General features: G+C 71.3%; 20 protein-coding genes and 2 pseudogenes. 13 read left to right on the forward strand and 9 right to left on the reverse strand.

What is annotated here, in order from left to right; all coding sequences use genetic code 11:
• Positions 1–168 precede the first annotated feature (168 nt).
• From KRR26_RS25810 to KRR26_RS25835, 6 genes are all read left to right on the forward strand, one after another.
• Entirely contained in the window at positions 169–1,320 is a 1,152-nt protein-coding gene (locus KRR26_RS25810; protein WP_233577462.1) for a sensor histidine kinase, read from the forward strand.
• Positions 1,317–2,672: a sigma-54-dependent transcriptional regulator gene (locus tag KRR26_RS25815; protein WP_120210063.1), complete on the forward strand. Its 1,356-nt coding sequence runs from the start codon at positions 1,317–1,319 to the stop codon at positions 2,670–2,672. The genes KRR26_RS25810 and KRR26_RS25815 overlap by 4 nt, the downstream gene beginning before the upstream one ends.
• A gap of 303 nt (positions 2,673–2,975) precedes the next feature.
• Positions 2,976–5,525 carry a BamA/TamA family outer membrane protein gene (locus tag KRR26_RS25820; protein WP_328707214.1) on the forward strand — a complete coding sequence of 850 codons (2,550 nt, stop codon included), beginning with the start codon at positions 2,976–2,978 and terminating at the stop codon, positions 5,523–5,525.
• A 5-nt stretch (positions 5,526–5,530) separates the two neighbouring features.
• Positions 5,531–6,133 (forward strand): hypothetical protein, encoded by a 603-nt coding sequence (locus KRR26_RS25825; RefSeq protein WP_217081115.1) that lies wholly within the window; start codon positions 5,531–5,533, stop codon positions 6,131–6,133.
• Positions 6,134–6,199: 66 nt separating this feature from the next.
• Complete coding sequence (locus KRR26_RS25830) at positions 6,200–6,562, forward strand: hypothetical protein (RefSeq protein ID WP_236069192.1); 363 nt, start codon at positions 6,200–6,202, stop codon at positions 6,560–6,562.
• A gap of 69 nt (positions 6,563–6,631) precedes the next feature.
• On the forward strand, positions 6,632–7,810 hold the full coding sequence (locus KRR26_RS25835; RefSeq protein ID WP_120210061.1) for an acyl-CoA dehydrogenase family protein: 1,179 nt from the start codon (positions 6,632–6,634) through the stop codon (positions 7,808–7,810).
• Between the two features lies 1 nt (position 7,811).
• Here KRR26_RS25835 and pdxR read toward each other — a convergent pair whose 3' ends face one another.
• Both pdxR and KRR26_RS25845 read right to left on the reverse strand, forming a co-directional pair.
• The gene (pdxR, locus tag KRR26_RS25840; protein WP_217081116.1) at positions 7,812–9,287 is read right to left on the reverse strand and encodes a MocR-like pyridoxine biosynthesis transcription factor PdxR; all 1,476 of its coding nucleotides are present in this window, start codon (positions 9,285–9,287) and stop codon (positions 7,812–7,814) included.
• A 45-nt stretch (positions 9,288–9,332) separates the two neighbouring features.
• A complete protein-coding gene (locus KRR26_RS25845) occupies positions 9,333–9,800 on the reverse strand; it encodes a rhodanese-like domain-containing protein (RefSeq protein WP_217081117.1) in 468 nt (155 codons plus the stop codon).
• 339 nt (positions 9,801–10,139) lie between these two features.
• Here KRR26_RS25845 and KRR26_RS25850 point away from each other — a divergent pair, with 339 nt between their 5' ends.
• The 4 genes from KRR26_RS25850 (at position 10,140) to KRR26_RS25865 (ending at position 12,625) form a co-directional block, all read left to right on the forward strand.
• Positions 10,140–10,571, forward strand: coding sequence for a 2,4'-dihydroxyacetophenone dioxygenase family protein (locus KRR26_RS25850; RefSeq protein WP_158611570.1), 432 nt, complete (start codon positions 10,140–10,142; stop codon positions 10,569–10,571).
• A 178-nt stretch (positions 10,572–10,749) separates the two neighbouring features.
• Positions 10,750–11,445: a peptidylprolyl isomerase gene (locus tag KRR26_RS25855; RefSeq protein ID WP_217081118.1), complete on the forward strand. Its 696-nt coding sequence runs from the start codon at positions 10,750–10,752 to the stop codon at positions 11,443–11,445.
• 11 nt (positions 11,446–11,456) lie between these two features.
• On the forward strand, positions 11,457–12,182 hold the full coding sequence (locus tag KRR26_RS25860; protein WP_199723940.1) for an alpha/beta hydrolase: 726 nt from the start codon (positions 11,457–11,459) through the stop codon (positions 12,180–12,182).
• A gap of 26 nt (positions 12,183–12,208) precedes the next feature.
• Positions 12,209–12,625 (forward strand): secondary thiamine-phosphate synthase enzyme YjbQ, encoded by a 417-nt coding sequence (locus KRR26_RS25865; protein WP_217081119.1) that lies wholly within the window; start codon positions 12,209–12,211, stop codon positions 12,623–12,625.
• 10 nt (positions 12,626–12,635) lie between these two features.
• Here KRR26_RS25865 and KRR26_RS25870 read toward each other — a convergent pair whose 3' ends face one another.
• From KRR26_RS25870 to KRR26_RS25900, 7 genes and pseudogenes are all read right to left on the reverse strand, one after another.
• The gene (locus KRR26_RS25870) at positions 12,636–13,268 is read right to left on the reverse strand and encodes a LysE family translocator (protein ID WP_120210055.1); all 633 of its coding nucleotides are present in this window, start codon (positions 13,266–13,268) and stop codon (positions 12,636–12,638) included.
• Between the two features lie 49 nt (positions 13,269–13,317).
• On the reverse strand, positions 13,318–14,814 hold the full coding sequence (locus tag KRR26_RS25875) for a L,D-transpeptidase family protein (protein WP_233577447.1): 1,497 nt from the start codon (positions 14,812–14,814) through the stop codon (positions 13,318–13,320).
• A gap of 789 nt (positions 14,815–15,603) precedes the next feature.
• Positions 15,604–16,405, reverse strand: a pseudogene (locus KRR26_RS37870) (ABC transporter permease).
• Positions 16,406–16,410: 5 nt separating this feature from the next.
• A pseudogene (locus tag KRR26_RS25885) lies at positions 16,411–17,100 on the reverse strand (ATP-binding cassette domain-containing protein).
• A complete protein-coding gene (locus KRR26_RS25890; RefSeq protein WP_120210053.1) occupies positions 17,097–18,464 on the reverse strand; it encodes a sigma-54-dependent transcriptional regulator in 1,368 nt (455 codons plus the stop codon). Before KRR26_RS25890 ends, KRR26_RS25885 begins: the two are co-directional and overlap by 4 nt.
• Positions 18,464–19,900: a sensor histidine kinase gene (locus KRR26_RS25895; protein WP_236069198.1), complete on the reverse strand. Its 1,437-nt coding sequence runs from the start codon at positions 19,898–19,900 to the stop codon at positions 18,464–18,466. The genes KRR26_RS25890 and KRR26_RS25895 overlap by 1 nt, the downstream gene beginning before the upstream one ends.
• Positions 19,901–19,937: 37 nt before the next feature.
• The gene (locus tag KRR26_RS25900; RefSeq protein ID WP_120210051.1) at positions 19,938–20,402 is read right to left on the reverse strand and encodes a hypothetical protein; all 465 of its coding nucleotides are present in this window, start codon (positions 20,400–20,402) and stop codon (positions 19,938–19,940) included.
• Between the two features lie 317 nt (positions 20,403–20,719).
• On the opposite strand from KRR26_RS25900, the gene KRR26_RS25905 reads away from it, so the two are divergent.
• The 3 genes from KRR26_RS25905 to KRR26_RS25915 all read left to right on the forward strand — a co-directional run bounded on the left by KRR26_RS25905 (position 20,720) and on the right by KRR26_RS25915 (position 23,750).
• A complete protein-coding gene (locus tag KRR26_RS25905; protein WP_120210050.1) occupies positions 20,720–20,956 on the forward strand; it encodes a hypothetical protein in 237 nt (78 codons plus the stop codon).
• A 226-nt stretch (positions 20,957–21,182) separates the two neighbouring features.
• Positions 21,183–21,776, forward strand: a complete 594-nt coding sequence (locus tag KRR26_RS25910) for a GAF domain-containing protein (RefSeq protein WP_120210049.1) — start codon at positions 21,183–21,185, stop codon at positions 21,774–21,776.
• A 120-nt stretch (positions 21,777–21,896) separates the two neighbouring features.
• The gene (locus KRR26_RS25915; protein ID WP_120210048.1) at positions 21,897–23,750 is read left to right on the forward strand and encodes a serine/threonine-protein kinase; all 1,854 of its coding nucleotides are present in this window, start codon (positions 21,897–21,899) and stop codon (positions 23,748–23,750) included.
• The last annotated feature ends 58 nt before the right edge of the window (positions 23,751–23,808 follow it).

The raw sequence follows: 23,808 nt of genomic DNA on the forward strand, positions 1-23,808 counted from the left end.
TTAGGAGACTGTCACCCAGCGAGGGCCACGAGCGCGCGGGTGCGGTATGAACGGCCCACCATGCGCGGCCCTCCGTCCCTCTCCGCGTCCTCCACGCCAACCCTCGACTCGGGCAGGCCCGGACCCGAGCGCCCTCCGCTGCGTTTCCGCCGACGGTTGCTCGCGGTGATGCTCGTGACGGGGCTCGTCCCCCTCATCTTGTTGGGCATCCTCGCGCAGGGGGCGCTGGAGCGCGTGCTCTCCGTGTCCATCGCGCCCGTGGAGCAAGTCCTGGAGGACGTCGCCTCCGAGATGGAATCGCGCGGGCTCTCGCAAGACGCGCTGCGCGAGGCGCGGCTCAACCTGGCGCAAGCGGAGCTCGCGCGGCGGGCCCTCGCGCGAAGGGTTCCCGCGTTCATCGCGGGCCTCGTGCTCGTCGCGGCCGTGTTGCTCGCGGGCGCGGCCGTGCTGCTGGGCCGCGCCCTCACCCGCCCCATCGTCACGCTCACCGATGGCATGTGGGCCTACGCGCGCGGAGACCTGGGCGTTCGCCTGCCGACCCCCGCGCCCCCGCGCGACGAACTCCAGTTCCTCCTCGCGCGCTTCAACCACATGGGCCAGGAGCTGCTCGCCCAGAGAGACCGGCTGCGCGCCGCCGAGCAGATCGCCGCGTGGCAGGACGTGGCCCGCGCGCTCGCGCACGAGCTGAAGAATCCGCTCACCGCAATGAAGTTGTCGCTCGCGCGTTTGTCCCGCACGGATGCGAGCACCTCCCCCGACCCCACCCGCATCGCCGAGGCCGTGGCGCTCCTCCAGGAAGAGGTGGACCTCCTCATGCGCATGACGCAGAGCTTCTCCACCTTCGCGCGACTGCCGGCCGCGCGCTTCCAGCCCGTGGCGCTGAAGCCGCTGCTCGCCGAGGTGTGCGCGCTCTATCAGGGCACCTCGCCCGTTCCGGTGGAGCTGACCTCGGCGGAGGACATCGCGCTGCACGCCGACCCGGATGGCCTGCGCCGCCTCTTCGGCAACCTCGTGAAGAACGCCGCCGAGGCCTCGCCGCCCGGCGCCGGGCCCGTGCGCGTGCGAATCGAACCGCGTGATGCCCGCGCCGTGCGCGTCGTCATCCACGACCGAGGCCCCGGCATCCCGCACGTGGTGGAGGGCCCCGCGCTCACCCGAGGGCTCTTCAGCACCAAGCCCGAGGGCAGCGGCCTGGGCCTGCCCATCGCGCAGAAGATCGTCCACGAGCACGGCGGCGTGCTGCGCCTGGAGCCCGCGCCCGAGGGCGGTACGCTGGCGCTGGTGGACCTCCCCCTGTCTCCGCCCACGCCCCGCGCATGAAGCCCGGCCTCCGCGTTCTCGTCGTCGATGATGACTCCGGCGTCCTCAAGGCCCTGCGCGGGCTGTTGGGGGATGAGGGCTTCACCGTCCTCGAAGCCTCCTCCGCCACCGAGGCCTCGCGCCTCCTGCTCGATGCGTCCACGCCTCCGCCCGCGCTGATGTTGTTGGACCTGCGCATGCCCGGTGAGACGGGCCTGGAGCTGCTCGCGCGTCTGCCCCGGCCCTTGCCCGCGCCCGTGGTCGTCCTGTCTGGTGAGGCCTCCCCCGCCGAGGCCGTGCAGGCCCTGAAGCTGGGCGCCACCGACTTCGTGGAGAAGCCCCCGTCTCCCGAGCGCCTCCTCACCGCCATTCGCAACGCGCTCGCGTTGGACACCCTGCGCGAGGAGCGAGAGCGGCTGCTCGGCGAACTGGCGCGCCCCGGGCACCTCGTGGGGGACAGCCCCGCCATGGAGTCGCTGCGTCAGCTCATCACCCGCGTGGGGCCTCGCGACACGGCGGTGCTGATCACCGGCGAGACGGGCACGGGCAAGGAGCGCGTATCGCGCGCGCTGCACCTCGCCTCGGGGCGCAAGGGGCGGCTGGTCGCCGTCAACTGCGCGGCCATCCCCGCCACGCTGTTGGAGAGCGAGCTGTTCGGCCATGAAAAGGGCGCGTTCTCCGGCGCGCTGTCCCGGCGCGTGGGCCGCATCGAACAGGCCCAGGGCGGCACGCTGCTGCTCGATGAAGTCGGCGACATGCCGCTGGAGCTCCAGGCCAAGCTCTTGCGTGTCCTGGAGACGAAGGAAGTGGAGCGGCTGGGAGGAACGACGCCCGTGCCGGTGGACGTGCGCATCCTCGCGGCCACGCACCAGGACCTGTCCCGCGGCGTGAAGGAAGGGCGCTTCCGACAGGACCTCTACTTCCGCCTCAACGTCCTGCCGCTCCAGGTTCCGCCGCTGCGAGAGCGCCTGGAGGACTTGCTGCCGCTGGCCCGTGCCTTCGCGGCGGAGTTCGCGGGCCCGCATGTGTCCCTGGAGCTTCAGCCGGGAGCGGAGGCCGCGCTGCGCGCCTATTCCTGGCCCGGCAACGTGCGAGAGCTGCGCAACGTCGTCGAGCGCGCCAACCTCCTGCGTGGCGACGGCCCGCTCACCTTGAGCGCGGCCTCACTCGGCGCGCCGACCGCACCCGCGCGAGGACCGAGCCCGAAGCTCTCCGAGAAGAGCTACCGCGAGCACGTGGAGGACTTCGAGCGCGACCTCATCCGCGCCGCGCTCCAAGAGGGCGAAAGCATCGCGGGCGCGGCGCGGCTCCTTCAGGTGGACCGCGGAAACCTCTATCGCCGCATCCGAGCGCTGGGGCTCCCGGTCACCTGAGCCTGCCAGCGCTGGAGCGAGGTCGGATGAGCGAGCCACGAGCGCCCCCATACCGGGCGTTCAACGCAGTTCGACTCAGCGCGCTCGGACATCCACTGCATCCCGGCGTTGTCCGCCGCCCGTGTGTGATGGCGGCACGAGGAAAGGGCCATGATGACGCACCGAGGCACCTCCGCTCCCCACGGACGTCCGATGTGGAACTCACATCGCGCTGGAACATCCGGATGTGACCGTGACATCTCGCTGGCAAACTGCGGCCAATCCTTTCGGGCACTTGCCTCGAGCCTCCTGTTGGAACGGACCGTGCTCTCCCTGTCGCGCATGAAACGCACCGCGCTGCTGCTCTCACTCCTCTCGTTCACGGCCACCGCGCAATCCCAGCCGAGCGCGCCCCCCCTGGCCCCCGCGCAGCCCGCGCCCCCCCACACCCAGGCGCAAGCCACTCCGCGACCCGAGGCGCAACCCTCCGACGCGTCCGCACCTCCCGAGACGCCAGCAAACGCTCCGGCCATGCGCGCGGAGGACCCGGCCACTCGCGCCGAAGTGGAGTTCTCCACGGCGCGTGCTCGCGAGGACCAGAGGGGCGCGACCCTGTCTTTCTCCGTTCGTGGCTCAGCGAGCCGGCATCGCTGCCCCGAGTCGGACTGGGACGATTCGGACGACACGGGGACCCCTTCCGTCCTCGCGCCGCTGCGGCTGAGCATCGATGGCCGCGCGCATGATGTCGGCCGCATCGAGCTGCATGGACTTCAGCGCCTCGACGCGGGCCAGGTGCGCTCGCTCGTGGGCATCCCCGATGAGGGCGCGGTCGATGCGCGGCAGGCGGATGTGCTGCTGCATCGGCTGGCTCGCACGGGCCTCTTCGCGCGCGTGGAGCCTCGCGTGCAGATGGCGGAGGGCGCGCCCACGGTGCTCGACGTCACGCTGGAGGAGAACCCGCTCATCACCCGCGTCACCTTCGCGGGTCTTCAGGACGTGCAGGCCCGCGAGCTGATGGACTCGCTCTTCTTCCGCACCGCGGACCTCCGCGACGAAGACACGGACAACGAGGACGAGGACGAGAACGACGAGGAGCGCCCGTCAGGCTTCGTGGCCACCCTTCGCGTCCATGGCGCGCGGGGCACCTTGTCCGTGTCGCGTCCGTGCCCGTCCAGCGAGCCTCCCGCGGCGTGGCTCGCTCGCGTGGAGCGCGGCGTCTTCCATCCCGGCATCATGCTCGGCGGAGTGCCGCGCGCCCTGGAGCACGCGCTGCGCGAGCTGCGCGACGAGGGCTACCTGCTCGCGGACCTCACCGCGGACCTCGATGCCCAGGGCCGCTTGCGCGTGCAGGTGGATGAGGGCCGGCTGGAAGAGGTGGACGTGCGGGGCGTGGACGCGGACACCGCGGCGCAGGTGCGCGAAGCCCTCGGATTGAACAAGGGCGATGTCTTCCTGCGCAGCGACGCACGCCGCGCGGCCCGCCGCCTGGAGTCACGGCTGCCCTTCCTCAGGCTGCAGGACGTGGGCGATGACGGCCTGGACCCCAAGGGCGAGGTCCGAGTCACCGAGGAACCCGTCCCCGAGGGAGGCTGGCGCTACCACGCGGCCATCGCCGAGGAGCCGCCGCGACGCCACACCCAAGAGTCACCGGACCCCGAGTGGACCTGGACGCGCTACTTCGGAGAGGGCGCGTGGGACTGGGACACGGAGGGCCTCTCGCTGGAGGGCCGCAAGCTCGTCGTCTATCTGCGTCCGCGCCCCGTGTCGCTGCGGCTCCGCCCGCTGCCGGTCCACACGCAGGTGACGGGCTTCGCGCCCGGCGTGACGACGCAGCTTCGCGCCTGGGACCCGCGCAACCGGGTGAACCCCACGGTGGACGCGGCGCTCTTCGTGCCGCTGCGCCTGCGGCACCAGGAGATTCCGGATGATCCCGAGGGCACGCGCCGCCAGCGCAGGCTGAACCTGTTGGCGGGACTGAAGGCGCAGATCCCCTCGGCCGCCGTGGCGGAGCTCGGCGTGCAGGCGCATGACTTCACGGACACGTCCGACCGCTGGCGCATGAGCGACATCGACTCGGCGCTGTACTCGTTCCTCATCAACCGGCCGGACCGAGAGTACTTCCGACGCAAGGGCCTCGCGGCCTTCGCCACGGTCCGCTGGACGGACACCGCGCTCGTCGGCGTCGAGTACCGCAACGACCGCTACGAGTCGATGCAGTCCTTCGCGCCGCCCTTGAGTCTGTTCCGTCGCGACTCGGCGCCCTTCACCAACTCGCCGATCAGCGAGGGCCGCTTCGAGTCCGTGGTGGCGCGCCTGGAGTACGCCAGCGAGGCGAAGGCCTCGACGAAGGTGGGCTCACTCTTCCGCACGCCGGAGACGTCGCTGTTCCAGTTGGACTCGGACGATGACCGCCGGCTCGCGCTGCGCAGCCTCGTCACGCTGGAGGTGGGCCACGGCCCGAACGAGGACGGGGCGGATGCCCGCTTCTGGAAGCTCGTGGCGGACGCGACGGCGGAGCTTCCCACGGGATGGCACTCGGGCCTCCAACTGCGTGCACGCGTGGCGGGCGGTCATGCCCTGCCCCTCCAGAAGCAGGAGGCCCTGGGCGGCTGGACGGCGCTGCGCGGCTACGGCTTCAAGGAGTTCCGCGGCGACGTGTCGGTGCTTGGCACTTGCGAGTACCGCTGGCACGCGTTCGGCCTCTTCGCGGACGTGGGCTCGGTGCACTCCACCGAGGGCTGGGCGGATGCGCGGCTGGGCGCGGGCGGCAGCTTCCACTTCGGAGAGGGCGTGCGCTTCGACGTCGCGTGGCGCACGGACGACCAGGCCTCGGCCACACCCGAAGCCCGCCTGTTCTTCGAGCGGACCTTCTGAGGCCCATGCGACGTCACGTCAACCGGACCGGGCGGTGGCTCGGCGCGGCGTGGGTGGCCGCGACGGGACTGCTCGCGTCCAATGCGCGCGCGGACGAGCCTCACGTCGCCTGCGTCGCGACGGTGTCCGGGCGGCGCGTGCTGGTGAAGTCACAGGCCTTCGCGTTCATGTCATCGGAGCTGGAGCGCCTGGTGAAACTGGGGCTCGCCGGCAAGCTGGAGGTGGAGCTCACGCTCCTGCGCAAACGCGCGCTCTGGTTCGACACGCGGGTGGAGGGCGCCGTGCTCACGCAGGTGCTCGCCTTCACGCGCGGCGGCTACGTCCTGGACGGGCGACCGCTCGCCTCGGGCACGGAGCCACTGGAGTTGGAGCGCGTGGCCTGGTCTCTGGAGACCGCCCCCGCTACCGATGAGCGCTGGGTGGTGCGGATCAACGTCCGCCTCCATGTGGTGACCGCCGCGAGCCTGGGCCGCGTCGCCGAGTGGCTCACCCAGGACCCGGACGAGGGTGAGGCACGCTCGCCCATGTCGAAGACACTGCTGCGGTCCCTGGCCGAGGACCTGGCACGCGATGCCTCTGGCCGGTGTGACGTCACCCGCGTCCCCTGACGGTCCCTGCCCTCTCTCCCTCCTCTTCCACGCGCCCGGCCCCGTCGCCGGGCGCGAAGGAGCGTCATGCGCCTTCTCATCCCGCTGATGCTGCTGACCCTCGGATTCATCGAGCCGCACCTGCCGCGCCTGCTGCGTGAGCCCGCGCGCAGCGCACGCCGAGCCGTGAAGACACGGGACATCCCAGCGCCCACCTCACGCGGGGCCGTGCGCGTCTTCACGCCCGACCATGCGGCGTCGCTCGGCGCCCACGTCCCCGTCCTCTACCTGGAGGAGGGCCAGGCGCTGTTCCTCCCCGAGGGCGCGGGAGAGACGCACGCCGCGAGGGTGCCCGCGCCCGGTGAGCTGGTCTCGCTCATCCGTCGCCGCGACATCGTCATCGTCACGGTGGACGCGCAGGAGCCCCCCGCAGAGGTCATCTCGCGATGAGGCACCTCCGGTCGGGTGTCGCCGTGGCCTCATGGCAATCCGGCGGACCGACCTTCTAGGCTCCCGCGCATGACGAGCCCTGCCCGCGAGCGGCCCACTGCCTCGACGCTGCTGTCCCATGTCCAAGCCCTCGCGCCTCACGTGGCCGCGCGCTCGGACGAAATCGAGGCGGCGCGAACGCTGCCCAAGGATCTCGTGCGCGCGCTGGCGGACACCGGCCTCTTCCGCGCGGTCATCCCCGAGGCGTATGGCGGACTGGAGCTGCACCCCGCGCGGCTGTTCGAGGCGCTGGAGACGCTCGCGCGCGCGGACGGCTCCACGGGTTGGTGCGGGATGATTGGCGCGGCGACGGCGGTGACCTCAGGCTGGCTGCCCGAGCCAGCCGCGCGCGAAGTCTTCGCCACCCCGGACGTCATCGTCGGCGGCGTCGCCGCGCCCCTGGGCCACGCCGAGCGCGTCGAGGGCGGCTACCGCGCCACGGGACATTGGACCTGGGCGAGCGGCAGCCAACACAGCGACTGGCTCGTGGGCGGCGTGGTGCTGATGGAGGGAGGCGCGCCGCGCATGCAGGCCAACGGCATGCCGGAGACCCGGCTGCTCTTCTTCCCCGCCAGGCAGGTGGCGCTGCACGACACCTGGTTCGCCTCGGGGCTGTGCGGCACGGGCAGCGGAGACATGGCGGTGAAGGAGGTCTTCGTGCCCGAGTCCCACGGCCTCTCGCTGATGAGCGGGCGCCCCACCGTGGAGCGCCCGCTGTTCCGCTTCCCCGTGTTCGGAATGCTCGCGCTGGGCATCCCCGCCGTCGCGCTGGGCATCGCGCGCCGTGCCATCGACGAACTCGTGGCGCTCGCGTCGCGGAAGACCCTCCTGGCCGAGCGGCGATTGCTGGCCGCGCGCCCCGCCGCGCAAGAGGCCGTGGCGGACGCGGAGGCCACCCTGCGCGCGGCCCGCGCGTTCGTGCTCGAGACCCTCCACGCGGCCTTTGACGAGGCCACGCGACAGGAGGTCTCCGTGCGCACCCGCGCGGAGCTGCGACTCTCGCTCACGCACGCCACCCGGAGCGCCGCGCGCGTGGTGGACCGGATGTACGAGGCCGCGGGAGGCACCGCGGTGTTCCGCGCCAGCCCGCTCCAGCGCTGCTTCCGAGACATCCACACGGCCACGCAACACGCCATGGTCGCGCCCGCCACGATGGAGCTGTTGGGGAGCCTCCTCCTGGGGCAGCCCGCGGACACCTCGCGCCTGTGACTCAGCGCACCGACGCGAGCGCGGCCACGGCGGTCCGCAGCGCGGCGGTCTCCACGCCCGAGAAGCCCAGCACGAGGCCTCGCGTCCGCCGAGGCCCGAGGTAGTGAATGGACAAGGGCCGCGGATCCAACCCACGCCGGGCCGCGCGCGCGACGAGCGCCACATCGTCCTCGCGCCCCGCCAGCGTCACGGAGACATGCATCCCCGCGTCGGCCGACCCCACCGGCCGCAGCCGCTCCGAGGCCAATCGACGAAGCCCCTCCAGCAAGGCCTCGCGGCGCTCGGCGTAGAGCCCGCGCATGCGCCGCACATGCGCGGTGAAGTGGCCGCGCTCCATGAAGTCCGCCATGGCCGCCTGGGTGAGCGGCGCCGTGTGTCCATCCGTCAGGGCCTTCGCGCGACGGAAGGGCTCCACGAGCGCCTCGGGCAACACCAGGTACGCCAGCCGCAGCGAGGGAAACATCACCTTGTTGAAGGTGCCCACGTACAGCACGCGCCCCGCGTCATCCAGCCCCTGCATGGCGGAGAGCGGACGCGACGTGTAGCGGAACTCGCTGTCGTAGTCGTCCTCCACCACCCACGCGCCCGCGCGCCGCGCCCAGTCGAGGAGCGCCAGCCGACGCGGCAGGCTCATCGTGAGGCCCAACGGGTATTGATAGGACGGCGTCACGTACGCCAGCCGGGCGTCGGGCGCGCGCGAGACGCCGTGCTCCACACACAGCCCCTCGTCATCCACCGGGACGGGAATGAGCCGCGCGCCCGCCCATGAGAACACGGCGCGCGCGCCCAGATAGCCCGGCTCCTCCAGCCACACCGCGTCGCCGTCCTCCAACAACAGGCGCGCCACCAGGTCCAACGCCTGTTGTGTGCTGGAGACGATGAGCACCTGACGCCATCCGCAACGCACCCCGCGAGACGCCGCCACGTACGAGGCCACGGCCTCGCGCAAGGGACGCCAGCCCGCCTCGTCCCCATAGGCCAGCAGCCGCGCGCCCTGGCTTCGCCCCTGACGCTGGAGCGAGCGCCGCCAGAGCGACAAGGGGAACGCCTCCAACGCGGGCATGCACGGGGTCAGCGGGAGCAGGTCGGCGGGCTGCTCCGGCAACAGCAGCTCGGACACGCGCCGGGCCCGGCCCTTCAACACGGGCGGCGGCACCGGGCGGCGCGAGGCCACACGAGTCGCGCCATGCGGCGGACGGGCGCGCTCGGGCAGCGCCACCACCGAGCCCGAGCCCACGCGCCGCTCCAACAGTCCCTCCGCATCCAGCTGCGCGAAGGCCTGCTCCACCGTGTTGCGAGACAACCCCAGTCGCTCCGCCAGCGCGCGCGTGGAGGGCAAGCGTCCGCGCGGAGGAAGGCCGCCCGTGAGGATGGCCTCCCGAAGCCGCTCGTAGAGCTGCCGGTGCAGGGGGCCCTGTTCGTGGCGCAACCCCTGGAGCGACGGAAGGAAGGACGAGGGAGATGCGCCGCGTGGCATGTCTCGCGAGCCTAACGTGTCCTGGGCCCGAGCCGGGGCAAGCCGCTACACCTCGCCCTGCATGCCGAACACCGGGACGCCGCGGGGCAGCGCGCCCTCGGTGGGGAAGCCCTCCTTCACCCAATACTCGATGCCGCCCAGCAACTCCTTCACGCGGAAGCCCAGCGCGGTCAGACGCACGGCGGCCCGCGTGGCGCCATTGCACCCCGGGCTCCAGCAGTACACGACGATGACCTCGTCCCTGGACAGCGCCGCCGTCGTCTCGGCCGAGAGCGTGCGCGTCGGCAGATTCAGGGCGCCCGGAATGTGTCGGCGCGCGTAGGCCTCGGGGGAGCGGGTATCCACCACGACGAAGCCCTTGCACCCGCGCTCCAGGTCCAGCTTCAGGTCGGCCGCGTCCGTCTCCACCGACAGCCTGGCCAGGAAGTGCTCGCGCGCGGCCTCCGGCGAGGCCGCGGGGGTCTCCAGCACGAAGGAGAAGTGGGGCGTGTGACTCGGGGCGGCGGGGCGCATGGTGGACTCCTCACGGCGTGGGGCGAGCGACGAACGCGCGGCACTATCGCGGCGAAGTGGTCTCCTCAAAAGGTCCACTTCCGCGCGGAAGGCAGGACCACTTTCGCTCGCCCGCTCGCTCAGTCACACGCACCCCACGGGTTCCCCTGCTACCGCATGAGAAAATGCGACCCGCGTCATCACGCGACGGACAGCGTGCGTGAAATCTTCTGCCCCGTGTCTTTGATTGAAGCCTGACGTGAAACACCGACACATTCCGTGTTGACCGAACTTGCAAGGTTTTCTGTTTGGGGCGTTAGAATGGTTGTAGCAACACGACGGTCAACCAAGGAGGCTGTCATGGCCAACAGGCAGATGATGGATGTCCTGGTGCACAGCTCGGAGCTCCCGTGGAAGCCGCTGGGCCCGGGAACGGCGTACCGGCTGCTGAGGGTGAGCGCGGAGACGGGGGTGTGGACCGTGATGCTGAAGATGGAGGCAGGCGCCGTCTTCGCTCCGCACAAGCACCTGGGCGCCGCGGAGATCTTCATGCTCCAGGGACTCACCCGGGACAGGCAGGGGCTGACGCGCACGGGCGACTACCTGTACGAGCCCATTGGCGTGGAGCACGAGGCCACCACGGCCATCGAGGACTCGCTCATCCTCTTCACCGCGCACGGCCCCATCGCCTTCTACAACGACAAGGGCGGCATCGGCATGGTGCTGGACTGGGAGTTCTTCGCGCAGGCGGATGCCCAGGACCCCAACCTGAGCATGAAGAAAGCCGCCTGAGACGGTTTGTCACGCGCCCCACGCGGTGACTCGGGGTGTCTGGCTATCACCGGCGGTGTCTGTCTTTGCCCGGGCCCTCGCGCGGCGGCGCCCGCTTCGTTCCATCGGGAACGAAGGGACGGGCCGCCTCGCATTCCACGCCGCGCGCGACCTCAAAGCGGAATAGGATGCGCGCGCCATGCGCACTCGCCTCCTGACCCTGGGTTTCCTCTGCCTCGCACTGACCGCCTGCTCCAAGGAGAAGGAAGGACAGTCCGGCGGCAAGAGTTCCACGACGACCACGCCGCAGAGCGTGGAGTTGAACACCGACGCCGCCACCGCCAAGGGCTGGCAGAAGAAGGCCCTGGACGGTCAGGAGCTCTTCGCGACCCTGACGACGAATCAGGGCCCCATCGTCGTGCGGCTGTTCTCCAAGGACGCGCCCAAGACGGTGTCCAACTTCGTGGGCCTCGCCAGCGGTGAGCAGCCATGGATTGACCCGGCCACGGGCCAGCGCGTGGAGGGGCGCCCGCTGTACAACGGCCTCACCTTCCACCGCGTCATCCCCGGCTTCATGATTCAGGGCGGTGACCCCACCGGCACCGGCCGCGGCAGCCCGGGCTACCGGTTCGAGGACGAGTTCCAGGGCAGCCACTCGTTCGACAAGCCGGGCATCCTGGCCATGGCCAACGCGGGCCCGCGGACGAACGGCAGCCAGTTCTTCATCACCACCTCCACGCCCGCGTACCTCAACGGCCGCCACACCATCTTCGGTGAGGTGGTGAAGGGCTACGAGGTGGTGGAGAAGATCTCCAACGTGCCGCGCGACGCGCAGGACAAGCCCGCGGAGCCGGTGGTCATCCAGTCCATCCAGGTGAGCGACTCGCAGCCGTGACGAACCTGCGCATGCGGCAGGTCTCGACGCGGCTCGGTGACCTGGACTGCCACGTGGTGGATGCGCTGCCCGAGGGCGCCATGCCCTCGCTGGCCGTCGTCCTGTGTCATGGCTTCGGCGCGCCGGGGACGGACCTGGTCGCGCTGGCGCCGGAGCTGGCCTCGCTGGCGCCTCGGCTCGCCGAGTCCGTCCGCTTCGTGTTCCCCGCCGCCCCGCTGACGCTCGCCGAGTTCGGCATGCCCGCGGGGCGCGCGTGGTTCCACCTGCCGCCCGAGTTGCTCATGGGGCAGCAGCGGGACTGGACGCGCTTCACGCAGGAAGTGCCTCCGGGCATGCCGGCCGCGCGCCGCGCCGTGATGAACACCGTGTCCGCGCTGTCCGCCGCGACGAAACTCCCCTACGGCCGCATCGTGCTGGGGGGCTTCAGCCAGGGCGCCATGGTGACGACGGACGTCTCGCTGCGGCTGGAAGAGGCGCCCGCGGGCTTGAGCATCCTCTCCGGCACGCTCACCGCCGAGCCGGAGTGGCGGACTCGCGCCGCCGCGCGCAAGGGGCTCCCCGTGTTCCAGGCCCATGGCCGCTACGACCCCGTGCTGCCCTTCCAGGAAGCCGAGCGGCTGCGCGACCTGCTGGTGGAGTCCGGCCTGGCGGTGGAGTTCCTACCTTTCGACGGGCCCCACACGATTGCGTCCGAGGAGATGGAGCGACTGGCGGCCTTCCTCGTGGCGCGGCTGTAGCGGGCGGACCGACGCGGGAGGCGCGCATGTACCACGCGAGGGAGCTGACGGTGTCCACCCGGGGTCGCGACTTCGTGGACATCACCCGCGACGTGCAGGAGGCGGTGCGCGAGAGCGGCGCGAAGCAGGGCCTGTGCACCGTGTTCCTGCATCACACCAGCGCGTCGCTCGTGCTCTGCGAGAACGCGGACCCGGACGTGCGCCGCGACCTGGAGGCCTTCTGCTCGCGGCTCGTGCGGGATGGGGATCCACTGTTCCAGCATGACGCGGAGGGGCCGGACGACATGGCCGCGCACATCCGCACGGTGCTGACGCACAGCTCCCTCACCGTGCCGGTGAAGCACGGCGCGGCGGACCTGGGCACCTGGCAGGGCGTCTACGTCTGGGAGCACCGCACGTCGCCCCACCGGCGGCGTGTCACCGTGTCGGTGCTCGGCGGCTGAAGGCGCGCGGCTACTTGCGCTCCAGCAGCGCGAGCCGCAGCCCCAGGCCCACGAACACGGCGCCGGTGGCGCGCTGGAACCACGGCGCGCCGCCGAGCCGCTGCTTCGTCCACCGCCCCGCCCCGCTCGCCGCCCACGCCACGCACGCGAGCACCAGCGTGCCTGACACGTTGAACAGCACGCCGAGCAGCACGAACTGCCCCGTCACCGCCCCGCGCGACGGGTCCACGAACTGCGGCAGGAAGGCGAGGAAGAACAGCGCCACCTTCGGGTTCAGCACATTGGTGACGATGCCCTGGCGGAAGATGGCGCCCATGCGCGCGCGCTCCACGACAGGCGCCTGGAGCGTGGCGGGGGCCTTGCTCAGCAGGGCCTTGAGCCCGAGGAACACGAGGTACGCGGCGCCGGCGTACTTCACGACCTCGAAGGCGAGCGGCACCGCCATCAACATGCCGGACAGGCCCGCCGCGATGGCGAACGTGTGCACCAGACAGCCCACCGCGATGCCGAGCGCGGAGACGAAGCCCGCCTTGCGTCCCTCGCTGGCGGAGCGCGCGAGGACATAGAGCATGTCCGGCCCCGGCGTGACGTTGAGGGTGAGCGTCGCGGCGAGGAACACCAGGAGCGTGGAGATGGGGGGCATGGGCTCACTCTAATCCGAGCAAGCCATGGGGGGCCGTCTCCGTGCCAGCTCAGCGGGTGTTCACCGCGACGGACACCTTGCGGCCGGGCCGGGCCACGACGCGCGACTGCCCGCGAATGCGCACCCACGAGCCTGGGACGTCATGCGTCGCATGGACCATGGACCAGCCCAGGGGTACCTCCGGGGCGGTCCACGCGTAGAGGGCCCGCGCGTCCTTGGGCGCCAGGTTGATGCAGCCGTGGCTCACCGGCTCGCCGAAGCGGTCATGCCAGTAGGCGGTGTGCAGCGCGAAGTCCCCCTGGAAGAACATGGTCCACGGCACCGTGGCCACCGTGTACGAGGCCATGCCCGTGCGGCCGCGCATGTCGGCCTCGGCGAACTTGACCCAGATGCGATAGAGGCCCTCGGGGGTGTCGGTGCCCGGGGCTCCGGACGAGACGAGCGTCGCGTAGACGGGCCGCTCGCCCTCGTAGGCCACGAGCACCTGCGCATCCAGGTCCACGTCCAGCCAGCGCTCGCCGGGCTCCACTTGCGGCGGAGCCGGCAGATACCAGGCGACGTGCAGGTCATCGCGCGCCACCCAGTATCCGTCGGCGATGCGCACCCAGCGGCCATCGGCGGACAGCTCATGGACGGCCACCAGCGTGCGCGGCGGGAGCACCGTGGCGCGCGGAGCGTGCGCATCGGGAGCCCGGCGGACCTCCACGGCGGCGCGAGGCGTGGTGCGAGACTGGGCCCAGGCGAACGGGTTGGGCAGCTCGGACAGCATATCCGCGTCGAGCCCGCTGAAGTCCGAGGGCCGATACTCGCGCAGCGCGCGCGCCTCGAAGTAGCGGCCATCGGTGGTGCGCCAGAACGTGCGCCGTCCGACCTTCACCTGTCCGCTCAGCTTCACGGTCACCGAGCCCTTGAGGAGCACGCCTTTGCGACGCGCGCGCGCCAGCGCGAGGCTCGGGTACGCGCGCACGCGGTGGCCCACCACGCGCGCATAGATGCCGGGCGTCAATTCACCATCCAGGACGCGGGGCAGCTCGCGCACGCGGGGCTCGCGGAAGTTCGGCTCCAGATAGCGCTCGCAGACCCAGCCTTGGGGCTCAATCTCCACCCACGCCTCGCAGTCGGGTCCGCGCATGGCGCCCTTCCAACGCACGCGCATGTCCTGAGCCACCGTGCCCAGCGGCTCCGAACTCTGCCGAGGCTCCGAGCGAACCGCGATGGAGCGGCGAACCCGCAGCGAGCCTGCATCCGGGGCGTACGCGATGACCACCACGCCCGCGTCCGCGCCCACTGAGGTCACGCGAGGCTCGGGCTCCAACACAGGGACCTCGGAATCGACTGGCGCCTCGGCGTCCACGAGGGGCTCGCCGTCCGGGCCCAGCGGCAGGATGGGGACATCGTCCTCGGTGATGACGACGGGGGTGTCCTCACCAGGAAGGGCTTCCTCCTGCTCGGAGCGGGACGCGCCAGAAGCGTGAGGGCCCGCGCTGAGGGACAGTTCCTCCGCGCCTGCGTGTGTGCCCTGCGGCTCGGAGGCGAGATCGACCACGGGAGGAGGCTCGCCCCGAGGCCGCCCGGATTCAGCCTGCGGATCCGTGCGGCGCCACGTGGACAGCAAGTCAGCAGTGCCGCTCGGAGCAATACCAGCCGTACCGCTCGGAGCAGCAGCTGTTCCGCGCGAAGGAGCCGCAGCCGTGTCGTGCCCCATCGTGTGCGGAGCCGCGAAGGCTCCCCCCACGTCCGTGCCCGCACGCAGCGCATCCTGTGTGTTGGCCTCCCCCTCTGTCGCGTGTGGCACACCAGATGGGTCCGCGGCCGGAAGCGCTCCACCCGAGGCCGGCGATGCGCCAGCCACGACAGGTGAATCCGAGGGCGATGGCCCATGCGCTTCTGCAACCGCCTGGGCTTCTTCCGCAGCGGGTGCATGCGGTTCATTCAGGCTCGGAGCACCAGACGCCTCCGTGTCCCCGTTCGCGGAGGACGGTCTCTCCTCTCGGAGTCTCGCCTCCGTCGCGGCCTCGCGTTCAGAACGCGAGTCGGGGCCTCCTCTCGAGGAGGAAGCACCCGAAACGGCAGGAGCATCGGGAGCAGGAGCGGAACACGCGGCGATGAACAACGGCAGAGCGAGCGGGAGCCAACGCGTCATCTGCGAGACACGGTACGGATCCGCGCTGACAGTCTCAACGTCGTCTCAGGTGCGATCCCCTGCGCGAGACGCGGCGGGAGTGCGTATCCCGTGCGCCCGCAACGGCGCTTGCCGCGAGGAACGGAAAGTCAGCGGCCTCCCGTCGCCTTGCGGGCAGCGACCCATGACCCGCGGGCGGACCGAACGCCGCGCTCAGCTCAAACTTTCCGCGCGGTATCGAGCAATCAGCCTCGTGCGCACCGCGTGCTGGCAGACGCGCGTGAAGAACCACACGCGAGCAGGATGTGCCGCACCGCGAGCCCCGTGCCCCACACCAGCGACGACGCGGGGAACGCCTCGCCCGCGAGGATGGTGCGCATGCCCTCGAACACATACGACGGCGGCAGCACCCGCGAGATGGCCTGCGTCCAGTGCGGCAACGTGGACACCGGATGAGACACCCCGGCGAACGGAGACAGCAGGCTCGGGCTGGGCCACACGAACCACTCCGACGCGGGCCCGAACCGCAGCACCCGCGCACTTCCGAACACGCCGAGCGCGATGCCAGACAAGAACAAGCTGAGCAGGAACGGCAACAGCGCCAGCCCGTAGGCGGAGAAGGACAACCCGAAGCCCGCCGTCGTCAACACCCACGTCACGACGAGCCCCACGGAGCCGGTCGCGATGCTCGACGTCACCATGCCCGTGACGTACTCGGCGATGGACAGCGGCGTGGCGAAGAAGTTGAGGGTGTTGCGCGACCCGACGTCCTCGAAGAAGGCCATCGCCCCCTCCTGCATCACGCGGGTGAAGAACTCGCTGAGGAGCACCGCGCCAGCAGCACCGGCACGAAGTTGAAGCCCGCCGCGGTGACGCGGTTGAGACAGCGGCCGATGCCCCCCCACGGCACCATGTCGAGGGCCACCCACGCGAACAGGGGCAGCACGCGCGCGGGACTCTCACGCAAGAGATAGAACTGGCGCAGCGTAATGGCGGCGACTCGACCCAGGCGCATGGCGCTCACGCCTTTCCCAGCGAGAGGGGCTCGCGCGCGACGGTGATGAAGAGTCCTTCCAGCGTCTGCTTGCCGTGCTCGCGCGGCAGCGTCCACGGATTGCCTTCGAGCAGGATGCGCCCACGCGCGAGAAACAACAGGCGGTCACATCGTGCAGGCCGTACGACGTCCAGAGGACCCCGCCGGGCCCCTCGGCGGCGAACACACGAATCTTCGCGCGCAGGTCCTGAGCCGTCGCCGGGTCCAGCGATGCGGTGGGCTCGTCGAGAAACAAGAGCCACGGACGTTTCAACGGGGCCTTGGCCAACGCCACGCGCGTCTGCGCACCCGAAGAGAGCACGCCGCACTTCACGTCCAGGAACGCCTGGAGGCCGAACTGCGCCAGCACCTCCTCGATGCGGGCCACCAGCGAGGCCCCCCGTACAGCAACCCGAAGATGCGCAGGTCCTGCACGACGGTGAGGTTGCCCGGCAGCGGCGCGTACATCGCCGCGAAGTCCGTGCGCTCCAGCGCCCGCGAGCGCTCGGTGGCGAGGTTCACGCCCTCGACGTGGATGCTGTCCGCGCGAGACTTCACCTGGAACGACGGCCCGTCCACGCCACGGCGTCGCCATGGCGCCTGCGCACCGCCGAGACCGCGAGCACCGGGCGCGCGGGGACTTCTTCCGAAGCGGCTGACTTGGGTACGGCCTTCAGCTCCGCCCCTCTCCCGAGGGAAGGGGGGGCTCGCCCTGCTCGGGCGTCTCCAGCAGTTTGTAGAGCGTCTTGCGGTCCACCGCGAGCAACCGCGCCGCCTCGCTCTTGTTGCCACCCACGTGCTGGAGCACGTGAGCCGCGTAGCGCCGCGACAGCTCAGCCAGGCTGGGGAGGTCTCCGGCCAGTCCACCCGTGAGTCGCTTGGGCGCGTCACCAATGGGCTCGGGGAAGTCCTGCGGCCCCAGCACGCCCGTCACGTTGAGCGCGAGCGCGCGCGCCACCACGTTCTCCAACTGGCGCACGTTGCCCGGCCAGTCATACGCGGTCAGCCGAGCCATGGCGTCCGTGGTCACCACCGGACGGGCCCCACCCCGCGCATGCAGCGATGCGAAGTGATCCACCAGCGAGGGGATGTCCTCGCGCCGCTCGCGCAGCGGGGGCAGGTGCAGGTGCACCACGTCCAGTCGGTACAGGAGGTCCTCGCGGAACAGACCCTCGGCCACGCGCGCCTTGAGGTCCTTGTTCGTCGCCGCGAGCACGCGCACGTCCACCTTCACCGGGACGCTCTCGCCCACGCGGCGGATCTCCCCTTCCTGGAGCACGCGCAGCAACTGGGACTGCACCTTCATCCCCACGTCGCCAATCTCGTCCAGGAACAGCGTGCCGCCGTGGGCCTCCTCGAAGAGACCGCGCCGCGCGCCCGAGGCGCCCGTGAAGCTGCCCTTCGCGTGGCCGAACAGCTCGCTCTCCATCAGCGACTCGGTGATGGCGCCGCAGTCCACGGGGATGAACGCCGCCTGTGCGCGGGTGGAGCGCCGGTGCAGCGCGCGGGCCACCATCTCCTTGCCCGTGCCCGTCTCGCCGGTAATGAGCACCGGGACGTTGCTCGTGGCCGCGCGAGCCACCTGCTTGTAGACCTCCAGCAGCGCGGGGCTGCGGCCCACCAGCGACGTGCGCTCCACCTGCTTGCGCAGCGTGCGGTTCTCCTCCACCAGCCGCTTCTGCTCCAGCGCGCGCCGCGCCACGCGCAGGATGGCGTCCACGTCGAAGGGCTTGGGCAGGTAGTCGAACGCGCCCTGCTGGATGCTGTCGAGCGCGCCCTCGATGTTGCCGAACGCCGTCACCACGATGACGGGCGTGTCCGGCAGGTGCGTGCGCACCTCCTGCAACACCTTGAGCCCATCGCCGGGCTCGGGCATGGCCATGTCGGTGAGCACCAGGTCAAAGGGCTGCTCGCCGATGCGCTCGGCCGCGCCCTTTGGATCCGCCGCCTGCGTCACCGACCCGAGCATGCCCAACAACCGCTGCAACAGGTCCCGCGCATGCGGGTCATCGTCCACGACCAGGATTCGCGCTGTGCTCATCAGAGGGCCTTGCGCGCTGCACTAGCACGGTTCTGCCCGGACTCCACGGTCGCGGGCGCTCCTCCGGTCAGCGTGGAACCGGAGACCTTGGGGAAGCGCACAGTCATGCGGGTGCCCTTCCCCTCCTCGGAGTGCACCACCAGCGTGCCGCCATGCGCCTCCACCACGCGCCGGGTGGTGGCCAGTCCCAGGCCGTGGCCCGGGATGCCGCGCACCTCGGGCGCCCGGAAGAACGGCTGGAACAACGAGGCCTGCGTGGCGGCGCTCATGCCCAGGCCGTTGTCCGTCACCTCCAGCACCGCATCCGTGCCCGCGGTGGCCACCCGCACCGTCACCCGAGGCTCCGGCCGGCCCGCCGTGTACTTCACCGCGTTGGACAAGAGGTTGCGCGCCACCACTTGGAGCAACTGGCCGGGGCAGTCCACCGCCACACCCGCCTCCAACTCGCGCTCCAGCGCCACGCCCTGCGCGGCGGCCGTCTGGCTCACCTCCAACAGCAGCGTGCTCACCGCCGTGTCCAGCTCGCCCGCCGTGTGCTCGCCGCGCGTCCCGGCCCGACAGAAGCGCAGGAGCGCCTCGATGAGCTCGCCCATGCGCACCGCGCTCGACTCGCACTGGGCCAGCATCTCCAGCACGCCCGGGTTCTTCACCTCGCCCGAGCGCCGCACCAGCGTCAGGTAGCCCTTCAGCGGCGCCAGCGGGCTCATCAGGTCGTGCGCCACGCGCCGGGTGAACGAATCCAGCTCCTGGTTGTGCCGCCCCAACTCCTCCAGCTGTCCCTGGATGGTGGCGTCCTGGCGGCGCAGCACGGACATGATGTGCAGGCCCACCAACATGGACACGAGGATGGCCAGCAGCGTGGCCCCCGCGCCCAGGGCCGTGTTGCGCACGCGCAGCGTGGCCAGGTGCCCCAACAGCTCGCGCGTGCCATCCGAGTTCTCCTGCGCCAGCTGCCCCGCCAGCGCATCCACCTCGAGGGCCATGGGGCGGATGCCCTCCACCAGGTGCCGGCGCGCGCGCTCCGCCTCGCGTTGGCGAGAGAACACCGCCGCCGCGCGGACCTGATCCGCCAGCCCCTGGCAGGCCGCGTTGAAGCGCAGCCACACCGCCTTCTCGCCCAGCGGCATGTCGCGCGTGTACGCGTCCGAGGCCAACCGGATGTCGGAGAGGATCTCCTCCATCACCGCGTCGGCCTCCTTGCGCTCGGCGTCGTCCGTGGCCCGGATGTGCGCCTCGATGGCGGACTCCAGCGACATCACGTACACGCGAATGCGCCCGATGAGATCCGCGCGGTTGAGGGCCTCGCCCACCAACCCGTCCACCTGGCGCCCGGTGCGCATCTCCGTCCACAGCGTGAAGCCGGTGACGGCTGACAGCAGCACCACCACGAAGAAGAAGCCCGCGCGGTAGCCCCGCAGCGGCGTCCGGGAACTCATCACGCCAGTGACTCCACCCGGCACGGACCTCGGCGCATCAATGAGAGGTCCCGTCGTCAGCCCCCGCCGAGCCCCCATCCTCTCCCTGGCGATGAGGCAGCGGCGGCAAGGTGCGACGGCGCGCGCGCTCCAGCGCGGACTCGTACCAGACGTCCGACAGCTCCTCGTGCATCGCGGCCAGCTCGCGCTGCTTCGCCTGAAGCTGCGCGTTGTGCTCCTCCAGGGCGTGGCGCTCCACTTCCGCGCGCCCCAGCTCGTCCACCCGCAGCGCGCGCTCGAGCTGCTCGGCTTCCGCGCGCTCCTGCGCCTGCTCCTCCAGCGCGGCCTCCGTCGCGGCCAGCCGCACCGCCAGCGCCTCGGTGCGCTCGCGCTCCTGTTGATAGGCGCGCTGCCACCGGTCCGCCTCGATCACCTGGGCCTCCAGCCGCTCGGGTGCGATGCCCACCGCGGCACACCCCGTCCCGACCCATGCCACGCCCGTTGCGACCAGGAGGTACCGCATACACCGTCTCTCCCTGCCCCTGGCCCCGCGACATGCGGAGCGAGAACGGGCCGGGCCTGCCATCGCATGATTCTGACGCGGACGGCCGACGCAGCTTGCTCAAGAGAGGGGGTGTCGTCAAAGCAACCCGCGCCTGCTTGGGGAGCCTGCACCCAATGTTTGCATTCCAACTGAGGAGTTTCTCCCCAGGCGCAACGGGAGGGCAGCGCGCGAACCCAGCGGAGTTGCTGTGAATGCAGTCCTGGCATGGCGGGTGCTCAAGCCCCTGTCCGCAAGCCGACGCAATTCCGCGCCGGACCGTCGCATCGGAGCGTTCCATGAAGACCCTGATCGTCGCCGCCGTCCTCGCCGCCACCACCGCGTTTGCCAACACCCCGGCCCCGGCCGCCGCGGAGACCAAGCCGGCCGCCGCCGAGGCGAAGACGGAGGCCGCTGCTCCTGCCGCTGAGGCCGCTCCTGCCGCCGAGGCCAAGCCGGAGGCCAAGCCGGCCGCGAAGAAGGGCGGCAAGAAGGCCGCTGCCGCGAAGGACGCGGCCGCCCCGGCCACCAAGTAGTTCGCTGTCCTCCGCGCGTTCGCGGAGTCACCCGAGGGCGCCCTTTCACAGGGGCGCCCTCGTGGCGTTTCTGGGGATTCCCCGTCCACTCGGCTGCCCTCCGACCCTTCCAGCATTGCTGTGATTTGACAGGACGGCGGGAAATCGGCTTAATACGACTTAAGCGAGTGACGTCTCATTCGCGACAGGTGTGGATCCCCCCATCCCACCTATCGGGAGAACCCCCATGGTCGAAGCCTTCGTCAAAGTGTCCGAAGCCTCGCGGTTGCTGCTGGAGAAGGGGCTCGTCCCCGCGACCGGCGCCGAGGCCCTGGGCATGGTGGCGCATACGCTGGGCGTTCACCGGGCCTTCATCTTCGAGAACCGCGCCCCCTCCTTCTCGACCAAGGGCCGCTTCGTGGCGGACCTGCGCCACGCGTGGGCGAAGCCGGGGATCGCCTCGCCGCTGGCCAACGCCTCCTTGCGCACCTTCGCCTTCCGGGACTTCGCGCCGGGCTGGGCGGACATGCTGGAGGGCGGGCTCGCGGTGGCGTGCCCCACGGCGGAGGCCCCGGTGATGATGCGCGAGCTGCTGGTGCAGCAGGGCGTGCACTCCTCGCTGCTCTGCCCCATCACCCCGGCCCGCGAGTGGTGGGGGTTCATCGGCTTCGAGGACTGCGAGCGCGCGCGGGTGTGGCGGCCGGAGGAGATCTCCATCCTCAAGTCGCTGGCCCGCGCCGTGGGCGCGTCCGTGCGCCAGGCGCAGATGCGCGCCTCGCTCAACCAGGTGCGCTCCACCCTGCGCGGCGCCGTGCTGCAGACGGCCCCCAGCGACTCGTGAGCCCGTCAGGCCCGCCTGCCTGACTGCTGGGGTGGGCTCTACCCGGGCCCATCGTCGGGGAGACAGCGCGCCGCCGCGCCGCCGCGAATCTGTTAGCCTGCGGGCCGCGCACGCCCCCCCATGTCCTCGATTGAACCCACGGCGATCAGCCGGCACCGCACCCCGGATCTCATCACCGGCTACCGCCTCGAGAAGCTCGTTGGAACGGGAGGCATGGGCGAGGTCCACAAGGCCACCCAGCTGTCACTCGGCCGAACTGTCGCGGTGAAGCTGCTCAACCCGGAGCTGGCCAAGGACCCGTCCTTCATCGCGCGCTTCCAGAAGGAAGCCGCGGCCCTGGCCGCGCTGAGCCACCCCCACGTCGTCTCCATCGTCGACAAGGGCAACACCACCACCACCTACTACCTGGTGATGGAGTTCGTGGACGGGCCCAGCCTGCGCGAGCTCATGCGCACGCCCCCGCAGGACTCTCCCGTGCTGCTGCGGCGCATGTTGGAGATCTGCCGGGCCATCGAGTACGCGCACGGCCGCGGCGTCATCCACCGGGACCTGAAGCCGGAGAACATCCTGCTGGACCAGCAGGCCGGCGGCATCGCCAAGGTGTCCGACTTCGGACTGGCCTCGTTCCTGGACGACGCGAACGCCTCCTCGCGCTACGCCCTGACGTCCACGCACGTGTCCATGGGCACCGTGTCGTACATGGCGCCCGAGCAGCGCGTGGACGCCAAGAGCGCGGACGCGCGCGCGGACATCTTCTCGCTGGGCGTCATCCTCTACGAGATGTTCACCGGCGAGGTGCCGCTGGGCACCTTCGACCTGCCCTCGCGCCGCCGGCCGGGGTTGGATCCGCGGGTGGACGGCATCGTCACGCGCTGCCTCAAGCCAGACCCCGCGGACCGCTATCAGACGGTCACCGCGCTCATCACGGACCTGGAGCCGCTGGTCCCAGGGAGCCTGCCCTCGCTGGCGCCGCTGCGGCTCACGCGCATGCAGCGCTTCCGCCACGCGATGCGCCGGTTGGTGGGCGCCACGCTGCGCGCCGCGGCCGTCGTGGTGGTGCTGGCGGCGCTGGCCGTGCTGGGCGTGGCGTGGCTGCGCGCCGGTGAGCGGCGCCCCGCGGTGGCACCGGGCGCCGCCATCATGGCGGACCTCGGGCCGCCCTCGCCCCGCACGGGCACGGGCCGGCTGGAGACGGGGGCGGAGAAGCGCAAGGTGGTGCTGGGCGAAGGCCCGGATGCCCCTTCCGTGCTGGTGGCCGGACGCCCCGTGGCGTTCGAGGAGAAGGCGCTGGTGTTCCCCGCCGTGGACGGGCAGTCGCGCGTGGGCCGCGCGCGCCTGGACGTGGTGGGCCTGGAGGGTGACATCGCGGAGCTGACCGCGCGCGTGCGCGCCGACGCGCCTCCGCCCACCTTCAGCCGCCGGGCGCGCGCCATGCTGTACGGCCCCGCCCCGGAGCCCGTCGCCGCGCTGATGCTCGTGGGCAGCACGGGCCGCTACGTGGCGCTCCTGCACAACGGCGCGGGCGCGCCGCTGGCCCTCGAGTGGGCGCTGGGCGAGCGCCGCGGCACCATGCTCGGGCTCGCCTCTCCCGAGGGCGAGGCCCGGCTGGAGCTGTCCTTGGACGCCGACGGCGTGCTCCAGGCCTACGTCGGCAGCGGCAAGGACCGCCGCGCCATCGCCGAGCCGCTCGACCTGGGCCCCGGCTGGCAGGAGCAGTTCGGCGGGGCCCCCACCCCCGCGTTCGGCTGCGTGGAGGGGACGTGCCGCGCGGAAGGCCTCACCTACGCGGTCCGGCGCGCGCCCCCGCTCCCGGTGGAGGCACCGGTCGCCGTCTCCCCGCCGCCCACGCGCACGGTGGCCGTGGCGGTGCCCACCAAGGCCGTGGTGCCCCCCAAGCGGGTCGCCACCCCACCGCCCCCGCCCAAGCGCCAGCCCATCAAGCAGCCTCCCCCCAAGCCCCCCAAGCGCCGGTAGCAGCCGCGCATTCGGAGAAGGCGCAGGGAATATGGCCTCGTGCGTGGGATTGCACTAT

This window comes from Citreicoccus inhibens, assembly GCF_019039035.1.
Lineage (GTDB): Bacteria > Myxococcota > Myxococcia > Myxococcales > Myxococcaceae > Citreicoccus > Citreicoccus inhibens.